This is a genomic window from Dyadobacter flavalbus (assembly GCF_006149045.1).
GTDB lineage: Bacteria > Bacteroidota > Bacteroidia > Cytophagales > Spirosomataceae > Dyadobacter > Dyadobacter flavalbus.
Genome location: NZ_VBSN01000049.1, coordinates 245,859 through 271,163, shown reverse-complemented (window position 1 = coordinate 271,163; position 25,305 = coordinate 245,859). Strand labels below are relative to the sequence as shown.

Genomic DNA, 25,305 nt, shown 5'->3' with positions numbered 1-25,305 from the left:
ATAAACGTTTGCCTGATTAGCAAAAGGCGAAATAGAATTCAACTGCTTCCACGGAATAGAAATATTATTTATGTATACAGAAAGGATAAAATATCTGACGGGGAAATTCTTTGCCGGAAACTGCAGTGAAGCTGAAAAGCAGGAACTGGCAGTATGGATAAAGCAGAACCCGGACGAGGTGATCACAGAGGCGCTCGAAAAAGAATGGAACGGGTTTGAAAGTGAAACCAAAATGCCCGTGCAGGTTTCTGACAGGATTCTGGGCAACATTATCCCTGCCGTTCCGGAAGAAACTTCGGAGGAAACAGCTGAAAACGATACGCCTGTACGTCGTTACCTCTGGCCGAAAATGGCTGCGGCGGCCGTGATCATTTTAACCATCGGGTTATACTGGTGGTCACGCGGGGATCAGAACCGGCTTGCGCAGCAACCGGTTCCAAAGCCTGAACTGGCCGACATTCCGCCCGGCGGAAACAAGGCCATGCTTACGCTGGGCGACGGTTCCAGCATTATGCTCGACAGCGCCAAAAACGGCAGTCTGGCCAGTCAGGGCAATACCAGCATTACAAAGTCCGCAGCCGGGGAACTGGTTTACAACATTTCCGGAAATGCTGACAAAGCCGCTGTCTTCAACACCATTACAACGCCCAAAGGCGGCCAGTATCACATTGTTTTGCCGGACGGTTCCAGGGTTTGGCTCAATGCCGCCTCCAGTCTGAAATTCCCGACTGCGTTCAGCGGAAAGGAGCGGAGCGTTGAAATCACCGGCGAGGTGTATTTTGAAGTGGCGCACAATGCGAAAATGCCATTTTTTGTAAAAGCGGGTGAAACTAGGATTGCCGTCCTCGGAACGCACTTCAACGTAATGGCTTATGCAGATGAAAAGGCGATCAAAACCACTTTGATGGAAGGTTCCGTAAAAGTAAGCCGTGCAGGAAAATCGGCCATGCTGGCTCCCGGTCAGCAGGCGCGTGTAACAGCTGTTTCGGACCGTATCGTGGTGGCCAGCGGCGTAGACACGGAAAAGGAAATGGCCTGGAAAAACGGTTATTTCCAGTTTGAAGACGATAATCTTGAAAATATCATGCGGCAGATTTCCAGATGGTACGATGTGGAGGTGACTTACGAAGGTAATCCGGGCAAGGAAACCTTTACAGGAAAGCTGCCCCGCTGCGGCAATGTTTCCCGCGTATTGAAAATACTCTCGCTCAGCGGCGTGAAATTCAGAATTGAAGGAAAATCAATTATCGTAACCCCGTAAACCAAGGCAGCCAATATGACAGCATAGACACCCGCAGAAACCCAAAAAAACAGGTGCTGTCTCTGAAAAAAGAACGGGAACGTTGCAACCGCTCCCGCCTGTAAAGAGCCGGCATTACCCAACAATTATTCGCAAACCGTTTAGTACCAACTCAAAACAAAAGTATGAATCACAACTCTCTTATCCAAAAGAGACACGGACTGTCATGTATAGCAGACTGTTATCGGAGTCTCCGGGCCACCAGAACATTTTTGGTAATGAAACTGATCTTTATTTTTTGCCTTGCTTTCTGCATGCAGGTGAGTGCCAACACCGCAGCCCAGAAAATTACGCTGGTTGCGCAGAATGCACCGCTGGAAAGGGTTTTGAAAGACATAGAAAGGCAGAGCGGCTATTCGTTCTGGTACAAATCGGAGCTGATGCTGAAGGCCGGAAAGATCACGGTTTCCATCAAGGACAGCGATCTGGAAAATGCGCTTTCAAAAGTATTGAAAAACCAGCCGATGGAATATTCTATTGTAGACCAGACCGTGGTTTTGCAGGCCAGAAAGGAAACAAAGGTCATAGCGCCTGTAAAGCAGCTCCTCGAAATCATCAAAGGTCAGGTGCTCGGCTCCGACGGAAAGCCGCTGATCGGCGTGACGGTCATCGTGAAAGCCAGCAAACTGGGAACGACGACGGACATGGAAGGTAATTTCTCCGTGAATGCCGCTGAAACGGACGTACTTGTTTTTTCCTACATCGGGTTTGATACCAGGGAAATTCCGGTTGGCAAGCAAAGCACTATTTCCGTTACACTTTCGGAAAGTAATACGACACTGAACGAAGTAGCCGTTGTGGGTTACGGCCAGCAATCCCGCAAAAACCTGACGAGCGCGGTAAGCACCATCAAAACTGAAGAGCTTAACCGCGGAGCGATCACGGACGTAGGCCAGCTGCTTCAGGGCAAAGTGCCGGGCCTGAACATTACGGCAAGCGGTGACCCGAACCGGCCCGCAGCAGTCGTCATGCGCGGTGCATCCACAATCAACAGTGCGCAGGGTCCGTTTTACGTGATTGACGGCGTGCCCGGTGCGGACATTTCCACCATTGCGCCGGACGACATCGCTTCCATTGACGTATTAAAGGATGCGGCTGCCACGGCCATATACGGAAACCGTGCAGCAAACGGCGTGATTATGGTCACAACCAAAAAAGGAAAAGCAGGCCAGATGCAGATTTCGTATAATTCATACATCGGCATTGAAAAAGTTTCCAGCAAGCTCGATATGATGTCGGCCGATCAGTTAAGGTCTTTTCTGGAAAAAAATGATGTGGGCTTCTCGCCCGCCGACGACAAAGGTGCCAATACCGACTGGCAATCGTCCATTCAGAAAAAAACAGCCATTTCAACAAACCATAACCTGTCTTTCAACGGCGGAGGCGAGCACACGACCTACAGTGCCAGTCTGAATTATGTCAGGAAGGACGGTATTTTGCTCAACAGTTCGCTGAGCAGGTTTATCGGGCGTCTGTCCATCGAACAGCGTGCCTTGAAAGACAAGCTGAAATTCGGCTTTTCTGTTACGAATTCCCAGAGCAATGCCGACGATATTCCGTACTGCAATACCGTGCTGCTTCAGTCGGCTTCCTATCTGCCAGTTTCGCCGGTCAAAAATGAAGACGGTTCCTATTTCGAAAATTTCCAGAATACGAATTACTACAATCCGGTGGCGATGATCAACAACAGTGAGATGAACACCAAGACGAACAATCTCATCGGAAGCTTCAAAACACAGCTGGAACTGCCTTTCGGGCTTACTTACAACCTGGATATTTCCTACCTCAATTCAACCGCATTGCAGGGTTCGTATTACAACAAATATTTTACGAACAACTACAATAACATGTACGACAATCCCGATCCGGGCCTTGGTTTTCATGCCGTGCAGTCGTTCGGGAAAAACGGTCAGGCAAGCAGAAGTTCTTATCAGAATACCAACAAGATCCTGGAAACGTACCTGACCTGGAACAAGGAGTTCGGTGATCATTCCCTGAACGCGGTAATTGGTTATTCCTGGCAAAATAATAGGATCGGCGAAGGGTTTCAGGTAACTACAAGCAACCTGCCTGTCGACAATATCACTTACAACAACCTGGCGCTGAGCAATCCTTACGGAACGGCGGGCTATCAGATCAGTTTCGGGCCCGATGGTATTTATCAGGAAACCCAGCTGATTTCGGATTTTGCAAGATTCAATTACAATTACAAAAGCAAGTATTTACTGCAGGGCTCGATCCGGAGAGACGGCAGCTCGGTTTTCGGGGCCAATAACCAGTGGGGGTATTTTCCGTCGGTCGGCGCTGCATGGCGGATCAGTCAGGAAAGTTTCATGGAAAACCAGCATGTGCTCAGCGACCTGAAACTGAGAGCAAGCTACGGCGTTACCGGAAATGCGACCGGCTTTAATGCTTACACCGCACAGTTTATATCCGGAAGTTTGGGAACGTACTATTACAACGGCGCACTTACAGGTGCTTTCGGCCCTACAAAATCCGAAAACCCGGATCTGAAATGGGAAAAAACGGCTACTTCCAACATCGGTCTGGACTTTTCAGTATTTGGAAGCAGGATCAACGGATCACTGGAACTGTATGAAAAGAACACGACTGGCATGATTTATTCCTATACCGTGGACCGCATTATTGTTCCGTCCGGCAGCATTGTGGCCAATGGCGGAAGCGTTAACAACAAGGGAATTGAATTCAATCTGAGCGCAAAAATGGTTGACAAGACTAATTTCAGCTGGACAAGCGGCGTCAATCTTGCGCATAACAAAAACGTGATCACAAGCCTGACCAACCCGTTATTTGCAGGCGGAGATTCGGTGTTGTTGTCACGTCCGGAGGGCGGCGGCCAGTCCGGAAGATCCTTGCAGATCCTGAAATCGGGCCGTCCTTTGGGGCAGTACTTTGCCTTTCTTTATGCAGGAAAAGATGAAAGCGGTGTATCGCAGTTTGTGGCCGCCGACGGAAGCCTCACCACCACGCCGGTCGTTGGAAAGGATTATCATTATCTCGGAAGCTCGCAGCCCAAATTGCTGATGGGCTGGAACAACAGCCTGAGATACGGGAACTTTGATCTGAATGTATTCATCAGAGGCGCATTCGGGAACAAAATCTTCAATGCAACGCGTGCCGATCTGTTCAGGCCGAGCACAGCGCAGTACAGCAACATCCTTGTGGACGCTGCCGAGGAGTCTGTCAAAGATTTCAATGCATACGTTTATTCCTCGCGCTTTCTGGAAAACGGAAGTTTTATCCGGCTTGACAATGCCACGCTGGCGTATAATTTCAGGAAACTGGGGCCATTTGTCAAAAACCTGCGGGTTTATACTTCCGTGAATAACCTGTTTGTCATTACCAAATACACAGGCATTGATCCGGAAGTAAATCAGGGCGGCATTGCGCCGGGAGTGGATTACAACAATTTCTACCCGAAGACCCGCACGATTCTTTTTGGCCTGAATATATCTATCTAATTTTTTGAAACAACTATGAAAAAATCATACAAAAATATATTCCTTTCCACGCTGGTGATGGCCGCCATGGCTTCTTGTCATGACCTGGATGTACCGGTAACCACCGAACTGACCACCGACGTATTTCCGAGTACGGACGAGCAGTTCATTTCAGCTTCGGGACCTGTTTACGTTGCCTTGAGAGGAAATTTCGGAGCAGAAGCATTTCAGATCGCATCGTACAGTACCGATGAAGGCATTATGCCCGCAAGAGGCGGAAACTGGTACGACGGCGGACAAAACCAGACGCTCCATTACCATACCTGGACGGTGGACAACACGTACCTCAACGGGCACTGGTCGTGGCTCTCGACGATTATCGGCGTTGCAAACCAGACGATTTCCATTCTGGAAGACAAGCAACCGGAAGGAGCAGCGAAAAACACCAACATTTCCGAGATCAAAATGGTGCGTGCATTTGCCTATTTCATGATGATGGATGCCTTCGGAAATGTGCCCATTTATACGGAATACGGTGATTTTTCACCGAAGCCAAACTCGACCCGGCTGGAAGTTTTCAATTTCATTGAAAAAGAAATACAGGAAGCATTGCCGAATCTGAGTGAAGTATCGGGTGTTTCCACTTACGGCCGGGCCAATAAATGGACTGCCTATGCCTTGCTGGCTAAAATGTACCTGAACGCCGAGTATTACACCGGCACAAAGCGCTACGATGATTGTATTGCCGCCTGCGACAAGATTATGGCGTCAGGATTGTATGCGCTGGAACCAAGAAGCAGTTACCTGAGCATGTTTTACCCGACGAACGGGCCGCAGATGAAAGAGTTTATTTTTGCAATCCCTTACGATCCGGCGCAAACCAACACGTTTCCTTTCCGCAGTGTCAACAACCGTTCCCGTTACGACATTCCAAGAAGTGAGGTCAAAAAGTTCGGTCTGCCGTTCACGCCGGCGGGAAGCGCAAGCACATTGCCGGAATATTACGCCAATTTCAATGACAAAGGGGACATCCGGAACGGGCAGTGGCTTACCGGCCTGCAGTTTATGAACGATGGCGTTACCCCGGTAATGGTTACAACGACCAACATCGGATACGATCAGTTTTATAGCGGCGACAGCCCTTCGGCCCCGAAGACTTATCAGGTCAATCTGACGCCGGACGTTGTACTTCGTCAAAGCGTATCGGCTTTTGATGCGGGTAATGATGAAATCGCCTGGCACATGGGTTACCGCAACATGAAATTTTATCCGGACGCCACTTCGCTGAACCGGAACCAGAACAATGACATCCCGATTTTCAGGTATTCGGACGTTATTTTGATGAAAGCGGAAGCAATCTTGCGGGGCGGAGCACCAACGATGGGCCAGACAGCATTGTCGCTTGTAAACCAGCTGAGAGCACAGCGAACAACTTCGGCGCCTTTGTCTGCTGTTGACCTTGAATTCATTTACGCTGAAAGAGCGCGTGAATTTGCATGGGAAGGATGGCGAAGAAATGACATGATCCGGTTTGGGAAATATGAAGGCAAATGGGGCTTCAAAACCGATTCGGATGTGAACCACCGTATTTTCCCGATCCCGAGAGTTGCCCTGCAGCTGAACCCGCTGCTGGTGCAAAATCCCGGTTACTGATGCATCGGATTCCGGTTTTAATCTGATTCTGCTGCCACGTTGAGTACCCCGAAAAAGCCAGGCGATCCGAAAGGTTGCCTGGCTTTTGTCATAAGCATAAAGCATTTTATAATGTTTCTTATCCCGAAAGCATTCAGCAAACCTGATTTTATCAGCCGTTATACCGAACTCGGTACGGAACAAGAAATCAGTGCCCGGGAATCAGTTTCCTGAAAGCTTTATCAGACGTGGCATGAATAGCAAGATTAATTTACAATTTATCAGTTTAGAACAGTACTTCTGTTCTGAACGGTTGTCCATATCGTATAGTCGATTAAAGTCGGATTTTTGCAGAGTGCTGAACTAGTTGGCCTCGTAAAAACCTAGTGCTTGCAACCGGGTTTGAAGAAAAGCAGTCAGGAAAAAAGCCGTTCATTTATCAGGAACTGAAAATAGGCGCTGCATTTTCTTTGCAAGCCTGCTTTTCACACGCATGGTGTCAAAACCGACTGCGATTTTCAGGTTGAACTGGGTGCCGCCGTTATCCTTTATCAAATTGGCGGGATTGAAAGAAACCATACAAATTCAGCTGAAAATTATGCATACGATTCAACTGAATTTCTGATTAGGTTGCCGTCAACAGTAAAGCCGGCGTACGGTAAAATGCCAATTTATGAACCGGAAAACTGCCTTGCAGCCTTTGGGTTTTGCTGTTGAAATGGACAGGAATGTTGAAATTTAAGGTAATGTCGCCGTATACAGGTATACGTTTAGGCAGTTTACCGGATAGCGAATAATGACAAGCTTTGCCTGGATACGGATTAAATTACAAGATGTGCATTTATGTGAATATTTGCAGTAATAAAGGTTATAATTATACTTAATAAAGAAGATGCGAACTTAGCTTTCATTCACCTGCCAAAAAATGGAAAAGGATTTGCTGCTATGGCAAAAATTTAGAAACGGCGACCGGGCTGTATTTGAATTGATTATCAGGGAACATTACCGCACCTTGTTTGATTATGGCAAAAAATTCCTTTCAGACCGCGATGCGCTCACCGACTGCATTCACGACCTTTTCACTTCGCTTTGGGAGCGGCACCAGTTTCTGGGAAGTACGGACCAGATCAAGCCTTATCTGCTTAAAAGTTTACGGAACCGCATCATCAAGGAAAAGCAGCGCAGCAATCAATTTATTTTTATTGATAATGACGATGAGCTGTTCCTGAACGAAGAAGACATTGAATCAAAGATCATCACCTCGGAGTACACGGAGGAAAAGAAAAAGCAGATCGGCTATGTGCTGCATACGCTGACGCCCCGGCAGCAGGAAATTATTTACCTCAAATTTTACGAAAATCTCACAAATGACCAGATCGCAACCGTACTTGCAATCAGCCGTCCGGCCGTTGCCAATTTGCTGCACGCTACGCTCAGGCTGTTCCGCGAAAAATGGGAAACGCTTCTGCACACCGTTGTTCTTTTTATAGCTTCTCTCTGATTTACAGGACATTATTGAAGTTGAAAAGAAAATTCAAAAAATAATTCAACTTTTTCCATGATTTTTTACTGGCTTCCGGATTATGCCTGTGTAAGTGCCGCAATGATGGTACTTGGTTATGAAATATTATGAAAATTACAAACTGGAAGACTTTCTGCTGGATGAGCAGTTCAGACTTTGGGCCGTGCAGCCTGAACCCGCTTCCGATGAATTCTGGACGGAGCTCGGAAGGCAGTATCCGGACAAAAAGTTGATCATGCAGCAGGCCCGCGAATTGCTGCTGACCTGGAACCAGGCCCGTTCGGAACTTACTGATGATGACCTGGAACAGCAGGTTACACGCATTCTTCACAGCACCGAAACTTCCTCAAAACATCCCTTTGCCTTCACATTTACCCAGACCTGGATTTCCGTTGCCGCTTTATTCATCATCATAATCGGCCTTGGCTGGACCGTTTCCCGGAAAATGCAGCGCAAACAGCCCGCTTCCGATTACAGCCAGTATGTGACCGCAGCGGCCGTTCCCATGAAAGAAGTGGTCAACAGGTCGGACCGGAAAATGAAGATCAGCCTGCCCGACGGCAGCGTGGTTTCGCTTTCGCCTGCCGGCCGCATCAGTTATGCTGCCCAATTCATCCGCAACAGGAAAAGAGAAGTGTATTTGTCCGGTGAAGCGTTTTTTGATGTAAAGAAAGATGCTTCCAATCCGTTCTTTGTATACGCACACGGGCTGGTCACACGCGTTGTCGGGACCCGTTTTCTTGTAAAAACCACGGCATCAAAAGTAGAAGTGCTGGTACACAGCGGCCGGGTTTCCGTTCTGGCCATGAAGGACATGGATAACCAGCGCGACCGCAACACCGAGCTGCTGCTTACACCAAACCAGCAGGCCATTTTCTCAACCCGGGATCACCTGATTTCAAAGTCCATATCAAGCATGCCGCTGGAACTCATCAAGCCAGAAACGCAGAGCGGTTTTGCGTTCCGGGACCAGCCCATTCACAAGGTTTTTGCCACGCTCCAAAAAGTGTACGGCATTCCCATCGTCTACGACAGCCTGCTGATGGAGAAATGCGCACTGCACGTGGAACTGGACAACGAACCCTTTTTTACAAAACTCGACATCATCAGCCAGACAATCGGTGCCAGTTACCGCATCAGCGACGGGCAGGTTATTGTTTCCAGCGAAGGGTGCGAGTAAAACCTGATATTCCTGACCTGTATATAATCTTTTAAACCGACTTCCTATGACTAAATCCTGCGTCTGAATCAAGAACAGGCGGGCAACAGACCCAAGCGTTGCCGGCTCGAATGCTCCGTTCCGTTTAATCCATTATTTCAAGTTCCTTCCGGACGATGGAGGGAGGGTATTGCCGTTCGTTTACACCTAAACCAATGCAAGTATTATGAAAAAAAATAGTATACCATTTAAAATTCTGGTAACTGTGATAAAATTCACATGCATTCCATTTCTTGTTTCGCTGATCTGCACGAATCTGTCCTTTGCAAGCAGCGGACTGGCGCAGGAACTCCTGAACCGCGAAGTCAGCATACAGGCAGATCAGCAGGAACTGAAGAGCGTTCTGGCCAGTATCGAAAAATCCGCCAATGTGAAATTTTCATACGTTCCGTCCTTGATTAAAAATCAGAAAGTTACTTTTTCCGCAACCAACCAGACGCTTAAAGTAGTGTTAAAGGAGCTGCTTGTTCCGCTGCAGATCCGGTTTTCGGTTTCGGGTGATTATATTATTTTAAACAAAAAGAAAGAAGAAACGCCTGATGCAGCCAGGCAGCAGGGATTACTGGCGCCGCTGCCTTACACGGACCAGGCGGATCTGACCATAAAAGGCAAGGTAACGGCAAGCGACAGCAAAGAACCGCTGCCGGGCGTTAGCGTGGTTGTAAAAGGTACACAGCAGGGAGCGATCACAAGCGGCGACGGATCGTACAGCCTGGTGGTGCCGGACGAAAGTGCTGTTCTGGTTTTCAGCTTTGTCGGTTACGTATCACAGGAAATACAGGTTGCCAACCGGTCATTGATCCATGTTACGCTGGAAGCCGACATCAAGGCGTTGAGCGAAGTGGTTGTAACCGGTTACACAACCCAGTCGCGGAGGGATATTACAGGTTCTGTCAGTGTGATCGATGCGGATAAGCTGCTGGCAGTTCCGGCCACCAACCTTGCACAGCAGTTGCAGGGACGCGCGGCAGGCGTTACCGTAGGGACCGACAATACGCCCGGCGGAGGCGTAGCAGTGCGTGTGCGCGGCTACGGCACACTGGGAAACAATGATCCTTTATACGTGATCGACGGTGTGCCGACGAAGGGCAGCCTGAACACAATTAACCAGAATGACATTGAGTCCATACAGATCCTGAAAGATGCTTCCTCCGCGTCCATTTACGGTTCACGTGCAGCAAACGGCGTGGTGATCATTACGACAAAAAGAGGGAAAACAGGTGTTCCGAAATTCACTTTTGATGCCTATTACGGTGTGCAGCGGCTTGCCAGAACGATGGATCTGCTTAATACGGCCGAATATGGCCAGTACCTCTGGCAAAGTAAAAGAAATGCCAATGTCGTAAACCCGACCACAGGCAATCCCGAGCATGCACAGTTTGGCCGCGGCGCCGAGCCGGTGATTCCCGACTACATTATCCCGGACGGCGCTTCTGCAGACGATCCGCGCGTAAACCCTGCCAATTACAGTTTCAACCGGTATAATGATCCGCAGTTTGGCAAAACCAAATTCTCCATCACCAAAGCAAACAAGGGAGGAACCGACTGGCAGAACGAGGTTTTTGACCCGGCACCGATCCAGAATTACCAGCTTGGCGTTTCGGGCGGTTCGGAAAAAAGCAGGTATGCCTTTTCAACAAATTATTTCAATCAGCAGGGCATTCTGATCTACAATGGGTACAAACGCTATTCGGTTCGTGCCAACACGGAATTTACGATCAGGAAAAGACTGAGGATCGGAGAAAACCTGCAGGTTGCATACGGCCAGCGGCAGGGGAATTACGGCAATAACAGCGAGACAAGCCAGGTTTCCAACACGTACCGCGCACAGCCGATCATTCCGGTTTACGACATCGGCGGGAACTTCGCAGGAACTTTGGGCAGTAATCTCGGCAATGCCAACAATCCCGTGGGGCAATTGGTCCGAAACAAAAACAATGGTTATAAGGATCTCCGGATCTTCGGCAATGCATACGCGGAAGTGGACATTCTCAAAAACCTGACGGCAAAAACCAGCTTCGGAATGGATGCTACGGTTTCTGCAGGAACCTATTTCACGCCGGTGGAAATCGAGCTTGCGCATGGTACAAATGTGAACAGCCTGAGCGAAAACAGAAGTTACAGCTACGCATGGACCTGGACCAATTCATTGACCTATGACAAAACATTCGGCGGTCACCATCTGAATGTTTTCGCCGGTCTGGAATCTATTGATTCATACGGGAACTTTGTCAACGCATACCGTCAGGGATTTTTTTCCAATGTGGAAGATCTCCGATATATTGATGCCGGTAACCCGTCCACTTCCACCAACAGCGGTTACGCGACCTCGTCATGGTCACTGTTTTCTTATTTTGGAAGAGTCGATTACGCATTTCAGGACAAGTATCTGCTTCAGGGAACGGTCAGGCGGGATGCGTCCTCCCGTTTTCAGGCAGCTTCCCGCTATGCTACTTTTCCGGCAGCAAGCGTCGGCTGGCGGCTTTCGAAAGAAGCTTTTCTGGCCAATGTCGGCTTTATTACGGATCTGAAACTGAGGGCGGGCTGGGGCCAGACGGGCAATCAGGAAATAGGCGACTTCAATGCTTATTCAACCTACCAGAGCAACCCGAACAGCAGCGGTTACGGAATAGGGGGCGCACCGATCGGTTATGTGCAGGGCTTTGATCTGGCCCGGTTCGGCAATCCCAATGCGAAATGGGAAACCACAACGACGGTCAATGTGGGCCTTGATGCCAATCTGTTCAAAGGAAAATTCGATCTCAGCCTGGATGTTTACGACCGGCAGACCAAAGATTTACTTTATACAAAGGCATACGATCCGCGGCTTGGAGACGCAGCCATTCCTGCCCAGAACATCGCTTCGCTGCAAAACCGGGGCATAGACCTCGGCCTGAATTACAATGATGCGGTGATGGACGGACAGCTGACTTACAGCATCGGCGTCAACTTTTCAACTTACCGCAACAAAATCCTGGCGCTCGATCCGCAAAACCCGAACGACTTCCTGCCCGGATTTTCCCTACGCACGCCGGCCGTGACGCGTTCCATTGCGGGCCGCCCGATCTCGTCATTTTACGGTTACATTATCGACGGCATTCTGCAGAATGAAGAAGAGGTTGCCGCACATGCGAAGTTTCCCGGATATTACGATTCCAACATTTATATCAATGGCAAAAAAACGCAGGGCGTAGGCAAATTTGACTATCGGGATATCAATAATGACGGCATAATCAATGCAAACGACCAGACTTACATCGGCAGTCCGCACCCGGATTTTACGTATGGAATCAATGCCAATGTCGCTTTTAAAAACTTTGACCTGACCATTTTTGCGCAAGGCGTACAGGGCAATGAAATCTTTAACCATGTTCGTTACTGGACTGACTTCGAGGTTTTTCAGGGTAACCGGACCAAGCGGATGCTCTATGAATCGTGGCGCCCGGACAATCCGGATGCCAAGCTGCCGATTCTGGATGCCAACGACGCGCAAAGCGGAGAACCTTCCACTTATTTCGTTGAAAACGGTTCCTATCTGCGGTTCAAGAACATTCAGCTGGGCTACACACTGCCGAAATCCGTTCTGAACAAAATCGGCACCGATCATTTGAAAGTGTATGTGCAGGCGCAGAACCTGTTCACTTTTACCAAATACTCCGGCCTTGATCCGGAAGTGAACCTGAGAAATTTCAACAGCGGCTCCGACCGTCAGATCGGCGTGGATGAAGGTGTTTATCCCACTCCGAAATCAATTATCGTAGGGCTTAGTCTTGGATTCTAAACAGAACTGACATGAAAAAGATATTCCTATTTATTTCTTTACTTATAGCAACTTCGTGCGGCGACAGCTTTCTGGAAAAAAAGCCTTTGGGACAATACAGTCCGGACATTATCAAAACCGCATCCGGCATTGAGGGCGCGCTTACCGGCGCTTACGCCTTGCTGGACGGCATCGGAACCAGCGGTGTGACTTCGTGGCACGGCGCGGCTTCCAACTGGATTTTCGGCAGCGTGGTATCCGACGATGCGTATAAAGGTTCCGACGCGGGCGACCAGCCGGAGCAGACGTTCATGGAACGGTATGTATGGCTTACGACCAACACGCACATTTACGGCAAATGGCGGACTTTGTATGACGGTGTGGCACGCTCTAACGACGTGCTGAAAACGTTGCCGGAAGTGACCGGCCTTGACGACGCCCGCAAAATTCAGATTCAGGCAGAAGCGCGTTTTCTGCGCGGACATTATCATTTCGAGGCTAAAAAAATGTGGGGAAACATTTCTTACATTGACGAGCAGCTTTGGGATACGAGCGACCCGGCGAGCGTGCAGGTTCCCAACACGGAAGATGCATGGCCCAAGATTGAAGCTGATTTTCAGTTTGCTGCCGAAAACCTGCCCGAAACCCAGGCGCAGGCCGGAAGGCCCACAAAATGGTCGGCGCTGGCTTACCTCGGCAAATGCCACATGCATCAGGGATTTCCGAAAGGCCAGCCCGATATTGCGCATCTTACTGCGGCAAAAGCGGCACTTGTTCAGGTGGTCAACAGCGGTAAATACCGTTTGGTCGATCATTTTCACGACAACTTTGCTGCCGAAACCCGCAACAATCCCGAATCTGTTTTCGAGGTGCAGTATTCCGTAACGGCAGCGGACGGTTCGGGCGGCAATCAGGGCGATGAGCTTACTTATATGTATCCCAACGGCCCGGGCGGCTGCTGCGGATTTTATCAGGCTTCGCAGAATCTGGTCAATGCCTATAAAACGGATGAAAAAGGATTGCCTTTGATCAAGACCTTCAATGATGTGGATGTGAAAAATGATGAAGGGCTGCTTTCGTCGGCGCCGTTTGAACCTTATACGGGCAGGCTCGATGCCCGGCTCGACTGGACCGTTGGACGCCGCGGCATTCCGTTTATTGACTGGGGAGTACATCCGGGACGTTTCTGGATTCGCGACCAATCCTATGCAGGACCTTATTCTTCCAAAAAACAGATCGTCAGCAAAGCCGAATCCGGCAAAACCGGTAACCCGAGACAAAGCACAAACAATTACCGCCTGATTCGCTACGACCATGTGTTACTCTGGCTGGCAGAATGTGAAGTGGAATTGGGAAACCTTGAAAAGGCGCGTGAATATGTGAACATGATCCGAAAACGTGCGGCGAATCCGGACGGGTTTGTAAAAACGGATGCAGGCAAGCCGGCCGCCAATTATGTAGTGGGTCTTTACACGAATCCCTGGACCAGCGCGGCAGATGCGAGGGAAGCGGTTCGTTTTGAGAACAGACTCGAGTTTGCCATGGAAGGCCACCGGTTTTTTGATCTGGTGCGATGGGGCATTGCAGTCACCGTTCTGAACAAGTATCTGGATAAGGAAAAAACATTGCGAACATACCTCAGCGGAGCTAAATTTGAAGAAAAGCACCAGTATTATCCTATTCCGCAGCAGGCCATTGTATACAGTACAAAAAACGGCCAGGCAACCTTGCAGCAAAACCCGGGATATTAAAAAAATGACAACAAAGAACCGAATATTCAAATATTTGGTTTTGTTTTGTAAGTGATGAATTTAAATAACTCATTGATGTTCAAAAGCTTGTTTACATACGGCCTTTTATTGCCGCTTGCAGGAGCCGTACTGGCTTCCTGCGGCGGCAAGGTTGATCTGCCGGATGACGTCGCTGCGGAAATGTCCACTTTGGCGCAGCCGATCGACTATACCTATGACGTGAAACCCATTCTTTCCGACCGGTGCTTTGCATGTCACGGCCCCGATGCCAACCATCAGAAAGCAGGCCTGCGGCTCGACATTGCAAAAGTGGCTTACGAGAAGGAAACGGAAAGCGGCCTGAAAGCCATTCTGCCCGGCAAGCCCGGTAAAAGTGAACTCGTGCATCGCATATTGTCAAACGACCCGGAAGTAATGATGCCAACGCCGGAATCGCATTTGTCCCTTACCGCGCGTGAAAAAGCAATTCTGGTAAAATGGGTCGAAGAGGGAGCGGAGTACAAGCCGCACTGGGCTTTTACAAAAGTGGAAAAACCGAAACTTCCGGAAGTCAAAAATGAAAGCTGGGTCAGAAATGACATTGACCGGTTTATCCTGAACAAGCTGGAAGAAAAAAACATCAGTCCCGCACCCGAAGCGGATAAAACCACATTGCTCCGCCGCGCTTACCTTGACCTTACAGGCCTGCCGCCAACGCCGGAAGAAGTAACCGCATTTCTGGCCGACCAGTCTCCCAAAGCATATGAAAAGGTAATTGACAAACTGCTTGCTTCGCCGCATTACGGTGAACACATGGCGGTTGCCTGGCTCGATGCGGCACGTTATGCGGATACGCACGGCTATCAGGACGACGGCATGCGCACAGCCTGGCCGTTCCGCGACTGGGTAATCAAGTCCTTTAACCGGAACCAGCCTTACGACCAGTTTGTAACCTGGCAGCTTGCAGGCGATATGTTGCCGAATCCAACGCGCGACCAGATGGTAGCAACCGGATTCAACCGCATGCACCAGCAAAGTCAGGAAGGCGGGATTATTCCCGAGGAATACAGAACGGCTTATGTTACAGACCGGGTGGATACTTTTGGAAAAACATTCCTGGGCATTACCGTAGAATGCGCGCGCTGCCACGACCATAAATACGACCCGATCAGCCACAAGGATTACTATTCGCTGTATTCGTATTTCAACAACAACAATGAAAACGGGCAGATTCCGTACAATGGCGAGGCGAGCCCGAGTATTACTTTGCCAACGCCGGAAGCCGAGGCCAGGCTGAAATTCATCCATACCAGTCTCAATAAAGCAAGCACGGAAGGACAGCAGCGCGTTGCAGGCGGTGATCAGGATTTCAGGAAATGGCTTGCTGCCGCCGAGGTTCACCCTGAAAAAGCATTGCTTCCGGACTCGAAAGATTTGCTGGGGCATTTTACATTCGATGAGCCGAAAGGCAAAGCGTTCCGGAATCTTGCTGATCCCAAACACAAAGCCATTTCAGAAGGCGACGACAGCTTGTCCAACGTGGCATCCCGTCCCGGAAAAATCGGGAAAGCACGGTATATGTACGGCGAGAATGCGGTAGGGTTCGGGGATAAATTTGCTTTTTTCGAACGGAACCAGCCTTTCAGCATCAGCATCTGGCTTAATCTGCATGATCCGGCAGTCAGCGGCTCGCTTATTCACAAATCGAACGGTGTCATGAACGGTTACCGCGGCTGGAATATTTTCCGCGAAAAAGATGGCCGCATCAAACTGACCATGAGCCATGTATGGCCTGAAAACGCCATTGAAGTACAAACCGTTGAGAAATTCCCGATGAACAAATGGACACAGATCGGGTTTTCTTACGACGGATTGAGCAAAGCGAGCGGTCTGAAATTGTACATCAATGGCCTGCCTGCAAAAGTGGTGGTATACAACGACAACCTGACAGAAAGCATTCTCTACGGAAAGAATAAAACGAACTGGTACGTAGACAAGCTGAATATCGGCCGGTTATCGGATCAGCGGACGAAAAATTTCGAAGTGGACGAACTGAAAATTTATACCCGTCCGCTCACAAGCATGGAAATGCTAGGACTTTACACATTGAAAAACGAGCTGGCCGCAGCGATAAAAACACCCGCAGCATCCCGCACACCGGCTCAGCTGAATGCATTGAAAGAATATTACTTCAGCAACATGGACCCTGAGTATGCAAAACACCTTGCGGAAAGACGGAAACTGATCGGGGAGGAAACCGAGATTCTGGACAAGGAAATTGATGTCATGGTGATGAAAGAGCGCAGGTTTCCGCGCAAGTCATTCATCCTGAACCGCGGTGCCTATGATGCGCCGGGCAAGGCGGTCAATCCGGATACGCCCGACAGCTTTTTTAAAATACCCGAAAATTATCCCAAAAACAGGCTTGGACTGGCCAAATGGCTGTTGCACGAAGATCATCCGCTTTTTACGCGCGTAACGGTGAACCGTTTCTGGATGATGTATTTCGGAAAAGGGCTTGTGGTTTCCAGCGACGATTTCGGTAATCAGGGCGAACTGCCTACGCATCCGCAACTGCTTGATTATCTGTCGGCAACATTCCGGCAGTCCAAATGGAATGTAAAAGCAATGCAGAAAATGATCGTGATGAGTGCCACTTACCGGCAGTCTTCGAACGGAACGCAGGAAATGCGTGAAAGCGATCCGGATAACCGGCTTTACGCACGCGGCCCGAGTTACCGCATGAGTGCCGAGCAGATCCGTGACAATGCACTGGCTTCCAGCAGCCTGCTCACGCAGCGGATCGGAGGCAAAAGCGCTTATCCGTACCAGCCCAGCGGACTGTGGGAAGCACTGGCAACCCGGAACGAAGTGGTTTACAAGCAGCAGCACGGCGACAGTTTGTACAGACGAAGCTTGTATACGGTCTGGAAACGCAGCTCGCCGCCGCCGATGATGCTGAATTTTGATGCTGCGGAAAGGCATTTCTGTATTACCAAAAGACAAAAAACCAGTACGCCGCTGCAGGCGCTGGTGGTCATGAATGATCCGCAGTTTGTAGAAGCATCCCGAGTACTGGCGCAGCAGATGTTCAGGAAAGGCAAAACGCTGGACGAACAGATTTCCTATGCCTTTACGGCGCTTACGAGCAGGCCGCCGAACAACAGGGAAATGTCGATTCTGAAAGAGCTGTACGAAGAGGAATATTCCGATTTCAGCAGGAACCCGAAACGTGTCAAGGAAATACTGGGTGTAGGGGAATATCCGGCAGACAAAATGCTTAATCCTGCACAAGTAGCCGCAGGCACCATCGTGGCGAGTACGGTAATGAATTTTGATGAATTTTTGATCAAGAGATAAAGGAAAACAGTTATGAGCTTTTACAGAGAACTTGAAAATCATGTGCACGAGCAGTTGAGCCGGCGAAATTTCCTGTCAAAAACAAGCCTCGGACTGGGAGCTGCCGCCATGGCCTCCTTGCTGAATGCAGATGATTCGATGGCCAAGAAAATAACCGCTGGAACACCGGAAGGCGCCTCGCTGCCATTGGGAAAACCACATTTTGCGCCCAAGGCAAAGCGGATCATTTATCTGTTTCAAAGCGGTGCGCCTTCGCAGCTGGAACTGTTCGATTACAAGCCGAAACTGGAACAGATGTGGGGCCAGGATCTGCCCGAATCGGTCAGGAAAGGACAGCGGCTGACGGGTATGACGGCCGGACAAAGCAGTTTTCCGCTGGCGGCATCCAAATACAAGTTTGCAAGGCACGGCAGCAATGATATGATGATCAGCGAACTGATGCCGTTTACATCCAGCATTGTGGATGATGTGACATTCATTCGCAGCATGCATACGGAAGCCATTAACCATGACCCGGCAGTGACTTTTTTTCAGACCGGAAGCCAGCAGGGCGGCCGTCCGTCATGGGGCTCGTGGATCAGTTACGGGCTTGGTTCCGACAACCAGAATATGCCGTCTTTTGTCGTGCTGCTTTCCAAGGGACGGAGCGGCGACCAGCCGCTTTATGCCAAATTGTGGAGCAATGGTTTTCTGCCTTCCGTACATCAGGGCGTTGTTTTCCGCTCGGGCCCGGACCCGGTTTTTTACCTGAACAATCCGGACGGCATTGATAAAACCAGCCGCAGAAGAATGCTGAATTCGCTGGCAAAGTTGCAGCAGGCGCAGTTTGAGAAAATCCTTGATCCGGAAATCAATTACCGCATGGCGCAGTACGAAATGGCTTACCGCATGCAAACCGCCGTGCCCGAAACGATGGACATTTCCAAAGAACCGGATTACATTTTCGACTTGTACGGTGAAGAATCGCGCAAGCCCGGTACATTCGCCGCCAACTGCCTGCTGGCAAGGAAACTTATTGAAAAGGACGTAAAATTCGTGCAGCTTTATCATCAGGGCTGGGACCAGCATGGCAACCTGCCGGATGACATCAAAACCATGGCCAAAAGTGTGGACCAAGCATCCGCTGCACTGATCAAAGACTTGAAACAGCGTGGTTTACTGGACGAAACGCTGGTGATCTGGGGCGGAGAGTTTGGCCGCGGCGCTTACTCCCAGGGCAAGCTCACCAAAGATAATTACGGCCGCGATCACCATCCGAGAAGCTTTACGATCTGGATGGCGGGAGCCGGCGTCAAGAAGGGTTTTGTGTTTGGAGAAACAGACGAATTCGGGTACAATGTCATCAAAGATCCGGTGCATGTACATGATTTTCAGGCTACTGTTATGCATTTGCTCGGCGTGGACCATGAGCAGCTTGTGTTCAAGCATCAGGGCCGCCGCTATCGCCTTACAGATGTGGCGGGCAAGGTTGTAAAGCCGATACTGACGTGATTATGGGTTGTCATTTATAGTTATGAATAATGATTTGTAGTCGTGGGTTGTCAGTTATAGTTATGAATTGTCATTTATAGTCATGGATTGTCATTTATAGTTATGAATAATGATTTTTAGTCATGTGTTGTTATTTATAGTTATGAATAATGATTTGTAGTAATGGATTGTTATTTATAGTTGTCGGGGGTTTGTTCCGGTTTTTTGATTGGTGAATAATGTTGAAGTTTAGCTTGGAGCGGGGATTATCTGCTCCTTTTTTTGTGAGATCATTTAACCATTGCTTAACCGTAAGGAAACAGTGCCAGCTTTGTTTTTGTCTAGTTTTGCATCGTCATAGAGTCCAGTTATGGTATATAGAGTTGGCATTTGCAGACTTAGTATATTGATTCCCATATATAAATTAACTGAGGAGTAAATGAAAAATGAGCAGGTCATACCTGTTCATTTTTTTGTGATTACAGCCGGATTTCAATCTTGTCCGACTGAACGAATTAGGTTCTGAAATAAATGCACAATTGTTTGAAAATTAACTTTATATATACAGCTGATATGCAATCAGGGCGAAATGGAGCAGGTGATAAATTTCAATAAGTTCAGGATGATTTCCGGGGCGTATCCTCCATTTTAGTCATGGCCTGTGTGTATTCTTTTGAAGCAAGTTCCGAGTTCTGATTAACTACAACACTTCCTGAGGGCAGCCAGCCTTTTTTGATATAATCATTTACGATTACAGCCAGTTTACTCATATCATTGGATTCAATAATAAGGTATTTGACGTCATCCCCGGCATCTGTACTACTGATGTTATATTTTAATTTCATAGTCTGGATCGGATGTAAATTACACGTTGAATAAAGCGTATTTAAAATATAAACCGGCAATTACTTACGTCAGCCCTGACTTCTTTAATACAAACAACTTGTTTTATACGGATGCGTATGATGCTGGGACGGCCGTTCTGATGTGGTAAAAAAACCGCCTTATACACCCAGGTGGAAAGTAGTGAATTTTTACCGGAATATATACAGCAAGTAAACGTGGCAATGTATGTAATCTTGCCGGAAATGCCATTTCATTTTAAAATCCGGATCGCAGGCAAAGAGCCGGGAAATGAATACTTGTCAGATTATAAAACGCATTTCCTGACCCTGTAAAAAATCCCGGCGGTTTAACTTTTCAGTTAAATGACTGCCGGAATTCCATTGGTGAGACGCTGGTCTTGGTCTTGAAAAGTTTACTGAAAGATTGCAGGTGTTCAAAACCCAGTTCATAGGCAATTTCGCTGACAGACAGATTGGTAGTTGTGAGTTTTTCCTTGGCCAGTTCAATCAGTTTGTTGTGAAGATGCTGCTGGGTGTTCTGTCCGGTCAGGGATTTGAGCAGGCTGCTCAGGTAACCGGGCGAGATGTTCAGGTTTTCAGCAATGTAAGTAACACTTGGCAATCCTTTCTGGGCCAGTTCGCCGCTGTGGAAGTAACGGGTGAGCAAATCTTCCAGTTTGGCCAGGATTTCATGGCTGGCGATCTTGCGCGTGATAAACTGGCGCTGGTAAAACCGTTCCGAGTAGGTCAGCATCAGTTCCAGCTGTGCAATAATCACATTCTGACTGAATCTGTCAATATTGGCATGATACTCCTGCTCGATGTTTTGTGCCAGGGTTGTCAGCATCGTTTCTTCCTTGTCCGACAAGTAAAGCGCTTCATAAACCGAGTAACTGAAGAATTCATACTGCTTGATGGTTTTGGCCAGCGGCGTGTTCCATAAGAAATCCGGGTGGATCAGGATCATCCAGCCTTCCGGTCGGTGCAGGACGTTGCCTTTATCAGTTTCCACGCCAAAAACCTGTCCGGGTGCCATAAAAAACAAAACGCCTTCATCAAAATCGCTGGCCTGCTGGCCATATCTGTATTTGGTGTTTTTTGCCTTTTTCAATGATATCGAATAAAAATCATAGATCAGACTGAACGGGCCTTCGTATAGCGGCCTGTTCAGTTCGTCCATATGCACCAGACTGACCAGCGGGTGTGCCGGCTTGGGCAGGCCCGCGGCCCGGTGATATTCCGTAATGGTATGGAAACGGTGAAGCGGGTGATTGTTCATAGCACTCATAAAGTTCGTTATTTTTTATGATAAGCCGAAGCCGCCTTTCACCAGATCTGCTGACCCGCCGCGGCTTTCACAGCTTTTTACCGGGTATAAATGCCGCTTTCAATATCGTCCAGCAAAGCGGCATGCGCCGGGTGCCAGCTTAACTGTTCCTGCGTCCGGCTGCTCGATGCCGGACAGTCAATCGCTGCCATGTGTGCGAACCAGCCAAAATGTTCAGCGGCCGCTTCCGGCGCTACCGAAACGGTTGGAATATGAAGTTGTCTGCCAATGGCTTCCGCAATCTTTCTGACTGTAATGGCTTTTTCGGCCGAACCGTGAAAACGGGCACTTTGTATAGCTGTGTTCGATGCAAGGTCATCCGATGCCGTATTTTCCAGAGCCAGTCTGTACAAACGCGCAGCATCCAGCCGGTGTACAGCACTCCATTGATTAAGACCTTCACCGACGTAAGCCGAAACGCCTTTTTCACGCGCGATATTGACCAGAATGGGTATAAATCCGTACTGGTCCCCATCGCCGTGCACCGATGGTGACAAGCGGATGACGGATGTCCGGACGCCCGTTGCCGCAACGGCATCCGCTGCCTGTTCGGAAGCGCGTGGCCAGGCCGGATTGAACGAAGGAATAATATCTTCGGTAGCCAGTTTTCCCGGGCTGACCAGCGCCGTACCCGAAGTCACTACAAACGGGCGGTCAGATCCGGCCAATACTTTACCGATGGTTTCGATGGCTGTTTGATCCACCCGGCAAACCTCCGGGAACCGGGTAAAGTCGTGAATGAACCCCGCATGGATCACGGCGTCGGCAGACGCTGCGCCGCTGCGCAGGCTTTCCAGATCTTCCAGATCGCCGCGGTGAACGGCTGCACCCGCATCGATCAGTTTTCGGGCAGATGCATCCGAACGCGCCAAGCCCGATACCTGATGGCCTGCGCTGAGTAATTCCTGCACAATGGCAGTACCGATGAAGCCTGTGGCTCCTGTTACAAATACATGCATGATTGATTTTTCTTTTGTTTGTGCAAAGATCGGAGGCTTTTACCGGCTGGATTTATCCAAATCCGCGTTTGATTTAGCCAAAACCGTAAAAAGCATACAAACATCCTGCATTTGTATTACCCGCCAGCCTGCTTTTAAAGGGACCTTTGATGCATCATTAAACAACTGAAAAAATGAAAAAGACCATTTTGATTACAGGCGCCAGCAGCGGGATCGGCGCGCTACTGCGCAGTTATTTTTAAGTAAAGGCTGGAATGTGGTGGCTACCATGCGCAATCCTGAAAAGGAAACTGCCTTGATTAATTCGGAACAAACCCTGGTGACAAGGCTTGATGTACAGGATCCGGTATCCATTGAAAATGCCGTAAAGGAAGGTATTCGCAAATTCGGCCGGATCGATGTACTGCTCAACAATGCCGGTTACGGCGCTTACGGGATTCTGGAATCTTTCAGCAGGGAGCAGATTATCCGTCAGTTTAATACCAATGTCATCGGGTTACTGGATGTGACCAGGGCCGTATTGCCGCATTTTCGTGAAAACAAAAGCGGGATCATCATCAATATTTCCTCCATCGGCGGCAAGATGACTTTTCCCCTTGGAACCTTGTATCACGGAACGAAATTCGCGGTGGAAGGCATTTCAGAATCGCTGCGCTTTGAAGTGGAACAGTTTGGCGGGCAAGTAAAGATCGTTGAGCCGGGTGCCATTGCTACGGATTTTGGCGGCCGTTCGCTGGATTTCAGCAATGATGAAAGTATGGCCGAATACCAGCATATTGTCCAGCAAGTGATGACCGGAATGCCGGAATTTTTCAGAAATGCATCTCCGGCGAGTGTGGTTGCGGATGTGGTATTCGAAGCGGCAACGGACGGCACAGACCAGCTGCGTTATACGGCAGGCGAAGATGCCAAAGCCATTATTGCGCAGCGCAGGGAAACCGATGATGCCACGTTTATGGCCGGTATGAAATCGCAGTTCGGGATTTAAGTTATATTTACAGTAATGAGCGCGTTCCTCCATTTACAAGGCATTTCAGACCTGTTCCGGTTCTTTCGGCTGGAACAGGCTGTGCAGCACCCGCTGGCGGCCGTGATTGATTTCGGCAAAGTCCGGGAAGATATTACGGAAAAGACCTTGCTTTCCTGTGATTTCTATTCGCTGATCTGCAAAAGCTATAACCGCAACAACGTCAGGTACGGCCGTAAAGTCGTCGATTTTCAGGATGGCAGTCTGATCTGCATGGCGCCCAATCAGGTCATGGAACTGGATAACGACTTTGACCCCGGTGCGGTCATAAGCGGCTGGGGCTTATTCTTTCATCCGGACCTGATCAGGGCAACTTCGTTATTTGAAAAAATGAAGGATTACAGCTTTTTTACGTACGAAATTGCGGAGGCGCTGCATCTGTCGGATAAGGAGAATCAGATTCTAAAAGATTGCGTGTCAAAAATAGAAGCGGAACTGCATGAGAACATAGACGAACACAGCCAGCCTATCATCGTTTCACAAATTGAACTGCTGCTCAATTACTGCACCCGTTTTTACAGCCGGCAGTTTATTACCCGCAAGCACTCGGGCAACGGAGTCGTCACGCAGATTGAAAAATTGCTGGCTTCCTATTTTCAGGACCGTGCCGAAAAACGCCTGCCTACGGTCAGGGATCTGGCGGAGCAGGTATTCTTGTCGCCGGGCTATCTGAGTGATCTGCTTAAAAAAGAAACCGGCAGGAACGCGCAGGACTATATCCATTATTACCTGATTGAGGAAGCCAAGAATCTGCTGCTCGGTACGGACAAGTCCGTTGGCGAAATTGCCTATGTTCTTGGATTTGAGTATCCGCAGTATTTCAATAAACTTTTCAAGCAGAAAACCGGAAAAACGCCCGTTGAATTCCGCAGCCTGAACTGAGGATAACATATTGACGGGTGCACTTACTTGCCCATCCATTTCTTGAAATCCGTAGCTCTTTCCCTGCTGACCAGCACTTCGTCGTCGGATGCGGGTTTGAGCGTCAGTTTAAGTTTGTTGTTGAAGTAGGAGTGGATTTGCTGCACGGCGGAGACATTGACCAGAAATTGCCGGTTTGCCCTGAAAAACAGTTTGGGATCGAGCATGTTTTCCAGTTCGTCCAGCGCATAATCGAGCGGAAATTTCTGATTGTTTGATGTGCGGAAAAGCGTCATTCCTTCCTCTGAATAAAAAAATGCAATTTCACTTACATTCACGGGCAGCCATTGGGATAAATGCCGGACCAGAAACCGCAACCGGTATTCAGTGGGCTGTACCTGCTTGCGGAGCTGTTCGATCAGCGAGTCAATTGCAATAGGGGAAGATGCTGTTTTTTTATCACCGTAGAGTTCCCCGTGCTTTTGCAGGCTTGCGGCAAGATCCTGTTTTTTAACCGGTTTGAGCAAATAATCAATACTGTTGACCTTGAATGCCTTGATTGCGTATTCGTCGTACGAAGTCGTGAAAATGACCGGTGCCGGAACGCTGATCCGCTCGAAAATCTCGAAGCTTTGTCCGTCTGCCAGCTCGATATCCATAAAAATAAGGTCAGGCGCGGGATTGTTCTGAAGATAGGAAACCGTACCGGTGACACTTGCCGTGGTACCAGCCACTTTCAATGCCGGTGCTACTTCTGCCAGCAGTTTGGTGAGCTTAAGAACCGCCAGTTGTTCGTCTTCTACTATTAATACATTCATCGGTAAGTCAAGAA

16 protein-coding genes are annotated in these 25,305 nt (G+C 48.9%); 11 read left to right on the top strand and 5 right to left on the bottom strand.

Annotation, left to right across the window (positions count from 1 at the left end; translation table 11 throughout):
- Positions 1 to 70: 70 nt before the first annotated feature.
- The 3 genes from FEM33_RS16945 (at position 71) to FEM33_RS16935 (ending at position 6,414) form a co-directional block, all read left to right on the top strand.
- A complete protein-coding gene (locus FEM33_RS16945; protein WP_139013180.1) occupies positions 71 to 1,261 on the top strand; it encodes a FecR family protein in 1,191 nt (396 codons plus the stop codon).
- Between the two features lie 257 nt (positions 1,262 to 1,518).
- Positions 1,519 to 4,782, top strand: a complete 3,264-nt coding sequence (locus tag FEM33_RS16940) for a TonB-dependent receptor (protein ID WP_201747777.1) — start codon at positions 1,519 to 1,521, stop codon at positions 4,780 to 4,782.
- A 15-nt stretch (positions 4,783 to 4,797) separates the two neighbouring features.
- Positions 4,798 to 6,414, top strand: coding sequence for a RagB/SusD family nutrient uptake outer membrane protein (locus FEM33_RS16935; protein WP_139013179.1), 1,617 nt, complete (start codon positions 4,798 to 4,800; stop codon positions 6,412 to 6,414).
- A 411-nt stretch (positions 6,415 to 6,825) separates the two neighbouring features.
- Here the strand turns inward: FEM33_RS16935 and FEM33_RS26435 are convergent, their stop codons facing one another.
- A complete protein-coding gene (locus tag FEM33_RS26435; RefSeq protein WP_161597168.1) occupies positions 6,826 to 6,972 on the bottom strand; it encodes a hypothetical protein in 147 nt (48 codons plus the stop codon).
- Positions 6,973 to 7,318: 346 nt separating this feature from the next.
- On the opposite strand from FEM33_RS26435, the gene FEM33_RS16930 reads away from it, so the two are divergent.
- The 6 genes from FEM33_RS16930 to FEM33_RS16905 all read left to right on the top strand — a co-directional run bounded on the left by FEM33_RS16930 (position 7,319) and on the right by FEM33_RS16905 (position 19,475).
- On the top strand, positions 7,319 to 7,894 hold the full coding sequence (locus tag FEM33_RS16930) for an RNA polymerase sigma factor (RefSeq protein WP_139013178.1): 576 nt from the start codon (positions 7,319 to 7,321) through the stop codon (positions 7,892 to 7,894).
- A 118-nt stretch (positions 7,895 to 8,012) separates the two neighbouring features.
- The gene (locus FEM33_RS16925; RefSeq protein ID WP_139013177.1) at positions 8,013 to 9,095 is read left to right on the top strand and encodes a FecR family protein; all 1,083 of its coding nucleotides are present in this window, start codon (positions 8,013 to 8,015) and stop codon (positions 9,093 to 9,095) included.
- A 244-nt stretch (positions 9,096 to 9,339) separates the two neighbouring features.
- Positions 9,340 to 12,915, top strand: coding sequence for a SusC/RagA family TonB-linked outer membrane protein (locus tag FEM33_RS16920; protein WP_229214286.1), 3,576 nt, complete (start codon positions 9,340 to 9,342; stop codon positions 12,913 to 12,915).
- 11 nt (positions 12,916 to 12,926) lie between these two features.
- Positions 12,927 to 14,645, top strand: a complete 1,719-nt coding sequence (locus FEM33_RS16915) for a RagB/SusD family nutrient uptake outer membrane protein (protein WP_139013175.1) — start codon at positions 12,927 to 12,929, stop codon at positions 14,643 to 14,645.
- Positions 14,646 to 14,720: 75 nt separating this feature from the next.
- Positions 14,721 to 17,984 carry a DUF1553 domain-containing protein gene (locus FEM33_RS16910; protein ID WP_139013174.1) on the top strand — a complete coding sequence of 1,088 codons (3,264 nt, stop codon included), beginning with the start codon at positions 14,721 to 14,723 and terminating at the stop codon, positions 17,982 to 17,984.
- A 12-nt stretch (positions 17,985 to 17,996) separates the two neighbouring features.
- A complete protein-coding gene (locus FEM33_RS16905) occupies positions 17,997 to 19,475 on the top strand; it encodes a DUF1501 domain-containing protein (RefSeq protein WP_139013173.1) in 1,479 nt (492 codons plus the stop codon).
- A 596-nt stretch (positions 19,476 to 20,071) separates the two neighbouring features.
- On the opposite strand, the gene FEM33_RS16900 is transcribed toward FEM33_RS16905, so the two are convergent.
- The 3 genes from FEM33_RS16900 to FEM33_RS16890 all read right to left on the bottom strand — a co-directional run bounded on the left by FEM33_RS16900 (position 20,072) and on the right by FEM33_RS16890 (position 22,585).
- Positions 20,072 to 20,299, bottom strand: a complete 228-nt coding sequence (locus tag FEM33_RS16900; RefSeq protein WP_139013172.1) for a DUF1737 domain-containing protein — start codon at positions 20,297 to 20,299, stop codon at positions 20,072 to 20,074.
- Positions 20,300 to 20,654: 355 nt separating this feature from the next.
- Positions 20,655 to 21,578, bottom strand: a complete 924-nt coding sequence (locus tag FEM33_RS16895; RefSeq protein WP_139013510.1) for a helix-turn-helix domain-containing protein — start codon at positions 21,576 to 21,578, stop codon at positions 20,655 to 20,657.
- Between the two features lie 86 nt (positions 21,579 to 21,664).
- Entirely contained in the window at positions 21,665 to 22,585 is a 921-nt protein-coding gene (locus FEM33_RS16890; RefSeq protein ID WP_139013171.1) for an SDR family oxidoreductase, read from the bottom strand.
- A gap of 256 nt (positions 22,586 to 22,841) precedes the next feature.
- On the opposite strand from FEM33_RS16890, the gene FEM33_RS16885 reads away from it, so the two are divergent.
- Together FEM33_RS16885 and FEM33_RS16880 are read left to right on the top strand one after the other, a co-directional pair.
- Positions 22,842 to 23,573, top strand: a complete 732-nt coding sequence (locus FEM33_RS16885; protein WP_229214285.1) for an SDR family NAD(P)-dependent oxidoreductase — start codon at positions 22,842 to 22,844, stop codon at positions 23,571 to 23,573.
- 15 nt (positions 23,574 to 23,588) lie between these two features.
- Positions 23,589 to 24,494: a helix-turn-helix domain-containing protein gene (locus FEM33_RS16880; protein WP_139013170.1), complete on the top strand. Its 906-nt coding sequence runs from the start codon at positions 23,589 to 23,591 to the stop codon at positions 24,492 to 24,494.
- A gap of 23 nt (positions 24,495 to 24,517) precedes the next feature.
- On the opposite strand, the gene FEM33_RS16875 is transcribed toward FEM33_RS16880, so the two are convergent.
- Positions 24,518 to 25,291, bottom strand: coding sequence for a LytR/AlgR family response regulator transcription factor (locus tag FEM33_RS16875; protein ID WP_139013169.1), 774 nt, complete (start codon positions 25,289 to 25,291; stop codon positions 24,518 to 24,520).
- Positions 25,292 to 25,305: the final 14 nt, after the last annotated feature.

Excerpts from the sequence above, each read along its gene's own strand:
- FEM33_RS16910 (WP_139013174.1), top strand. The coding sequence starts at position 14,721 with ATGTTCAAAAGCTTGTTTACATACGGCCTTTTATTGCCGCTTGCAGGA.
- FEM33_RS16925 (WP_139013177.1), top strand. The coding sequence starts at position 8,013 with ATGAAATATTATGAAAATTACAAACTGGAAGACTTTCTGCTGGATGAG.
- FEM33_RS16935 (WP_139013179.1), top strand. The coding sequence starts at position 4,798 with ATGAAAAAATCATACAAAAATATATTCCTTTCCACGCTGGTGATGGCC.
- FEM33_RS16875 (WP_139013169.1), bottom strand. The coding sequence starts at position 25,291 with ATGAATGTATTAATAGTAGAAGACGAACAACTGGCGGTTCTTAAGCTC.
- FEM33_RS26435 (WP_161597168.1), bottom strand. The coding sequence starts at position 6,972 with ATGGTTTCTTTCAATCCCGCCAATTTGATAAAGGATAACGGCGGCACC.
- FEM33_RS16880 (WP_139013170.1), top strand. The coding sequence starts at position 23,589 with ATGAGCGCGTTCCTCCATTTACAAGGCATTTCAGACCTGTTCCGGTTC.
- FEM33_RS16900 (WP_139013172.1), bottom strand. The coding sequence starts at position 20,299 with ATGAAATTAAAATATAACATCAGTAGTACAGATGCCGGGGATGACGTC.
- FEM33_RS16895 (WP_139013510.1), bottom strand. The coding sequence starts at position 21,578 with ATGAACAATCACCCGCTTCACCGTTTCCATACCATTACGGAATATCAC.
- FEM33_RS16905 (WP_139013173.1), top strand. The coding sequence starts at position 17,997 with ATGAGCTTTTACAGAGAACTTGAAAATCATGTGCACGAGCAGTTGAGC.
- FEM33_RS16945 (WP_139013180.1), top strand. The coding sequence starts at position 71 with ATGTATACAGAAAGGATAAAATATCTGACGGGGAAATTCTTTGCCGGA.
- FEM33_RS16890 (WP_139013171.1), bottom strand. The coding sequence starts at position 22,585 with ATGCATGTATTTGTAACAGGAGCCACAGGCTTCATCGGTACTGCCATT.
- FEM33_RS16940 (WP_201747777.1), top strand. The coding sequence starts at position 1,519 with ATGAAACTGATCTTTATTTTTTGCCTTGCTTTCTGCATGCAGGTGAGT.
- FEM33_RS16915 (WP_139013175.1), top strand. The coding sequence starts at position 12,927 with ATGAAAAAGATATTCCTATTTATTTCTTTACTTATAGCAACTTCGTGC.
- FEM33_RS16930 (WP_139013178.1), top strand. The coding sequence starts at position 7,319 with ATGGAAAAGGATTTGCTGCTATGGCAAAAATTTAGAAACGGCGACCGG.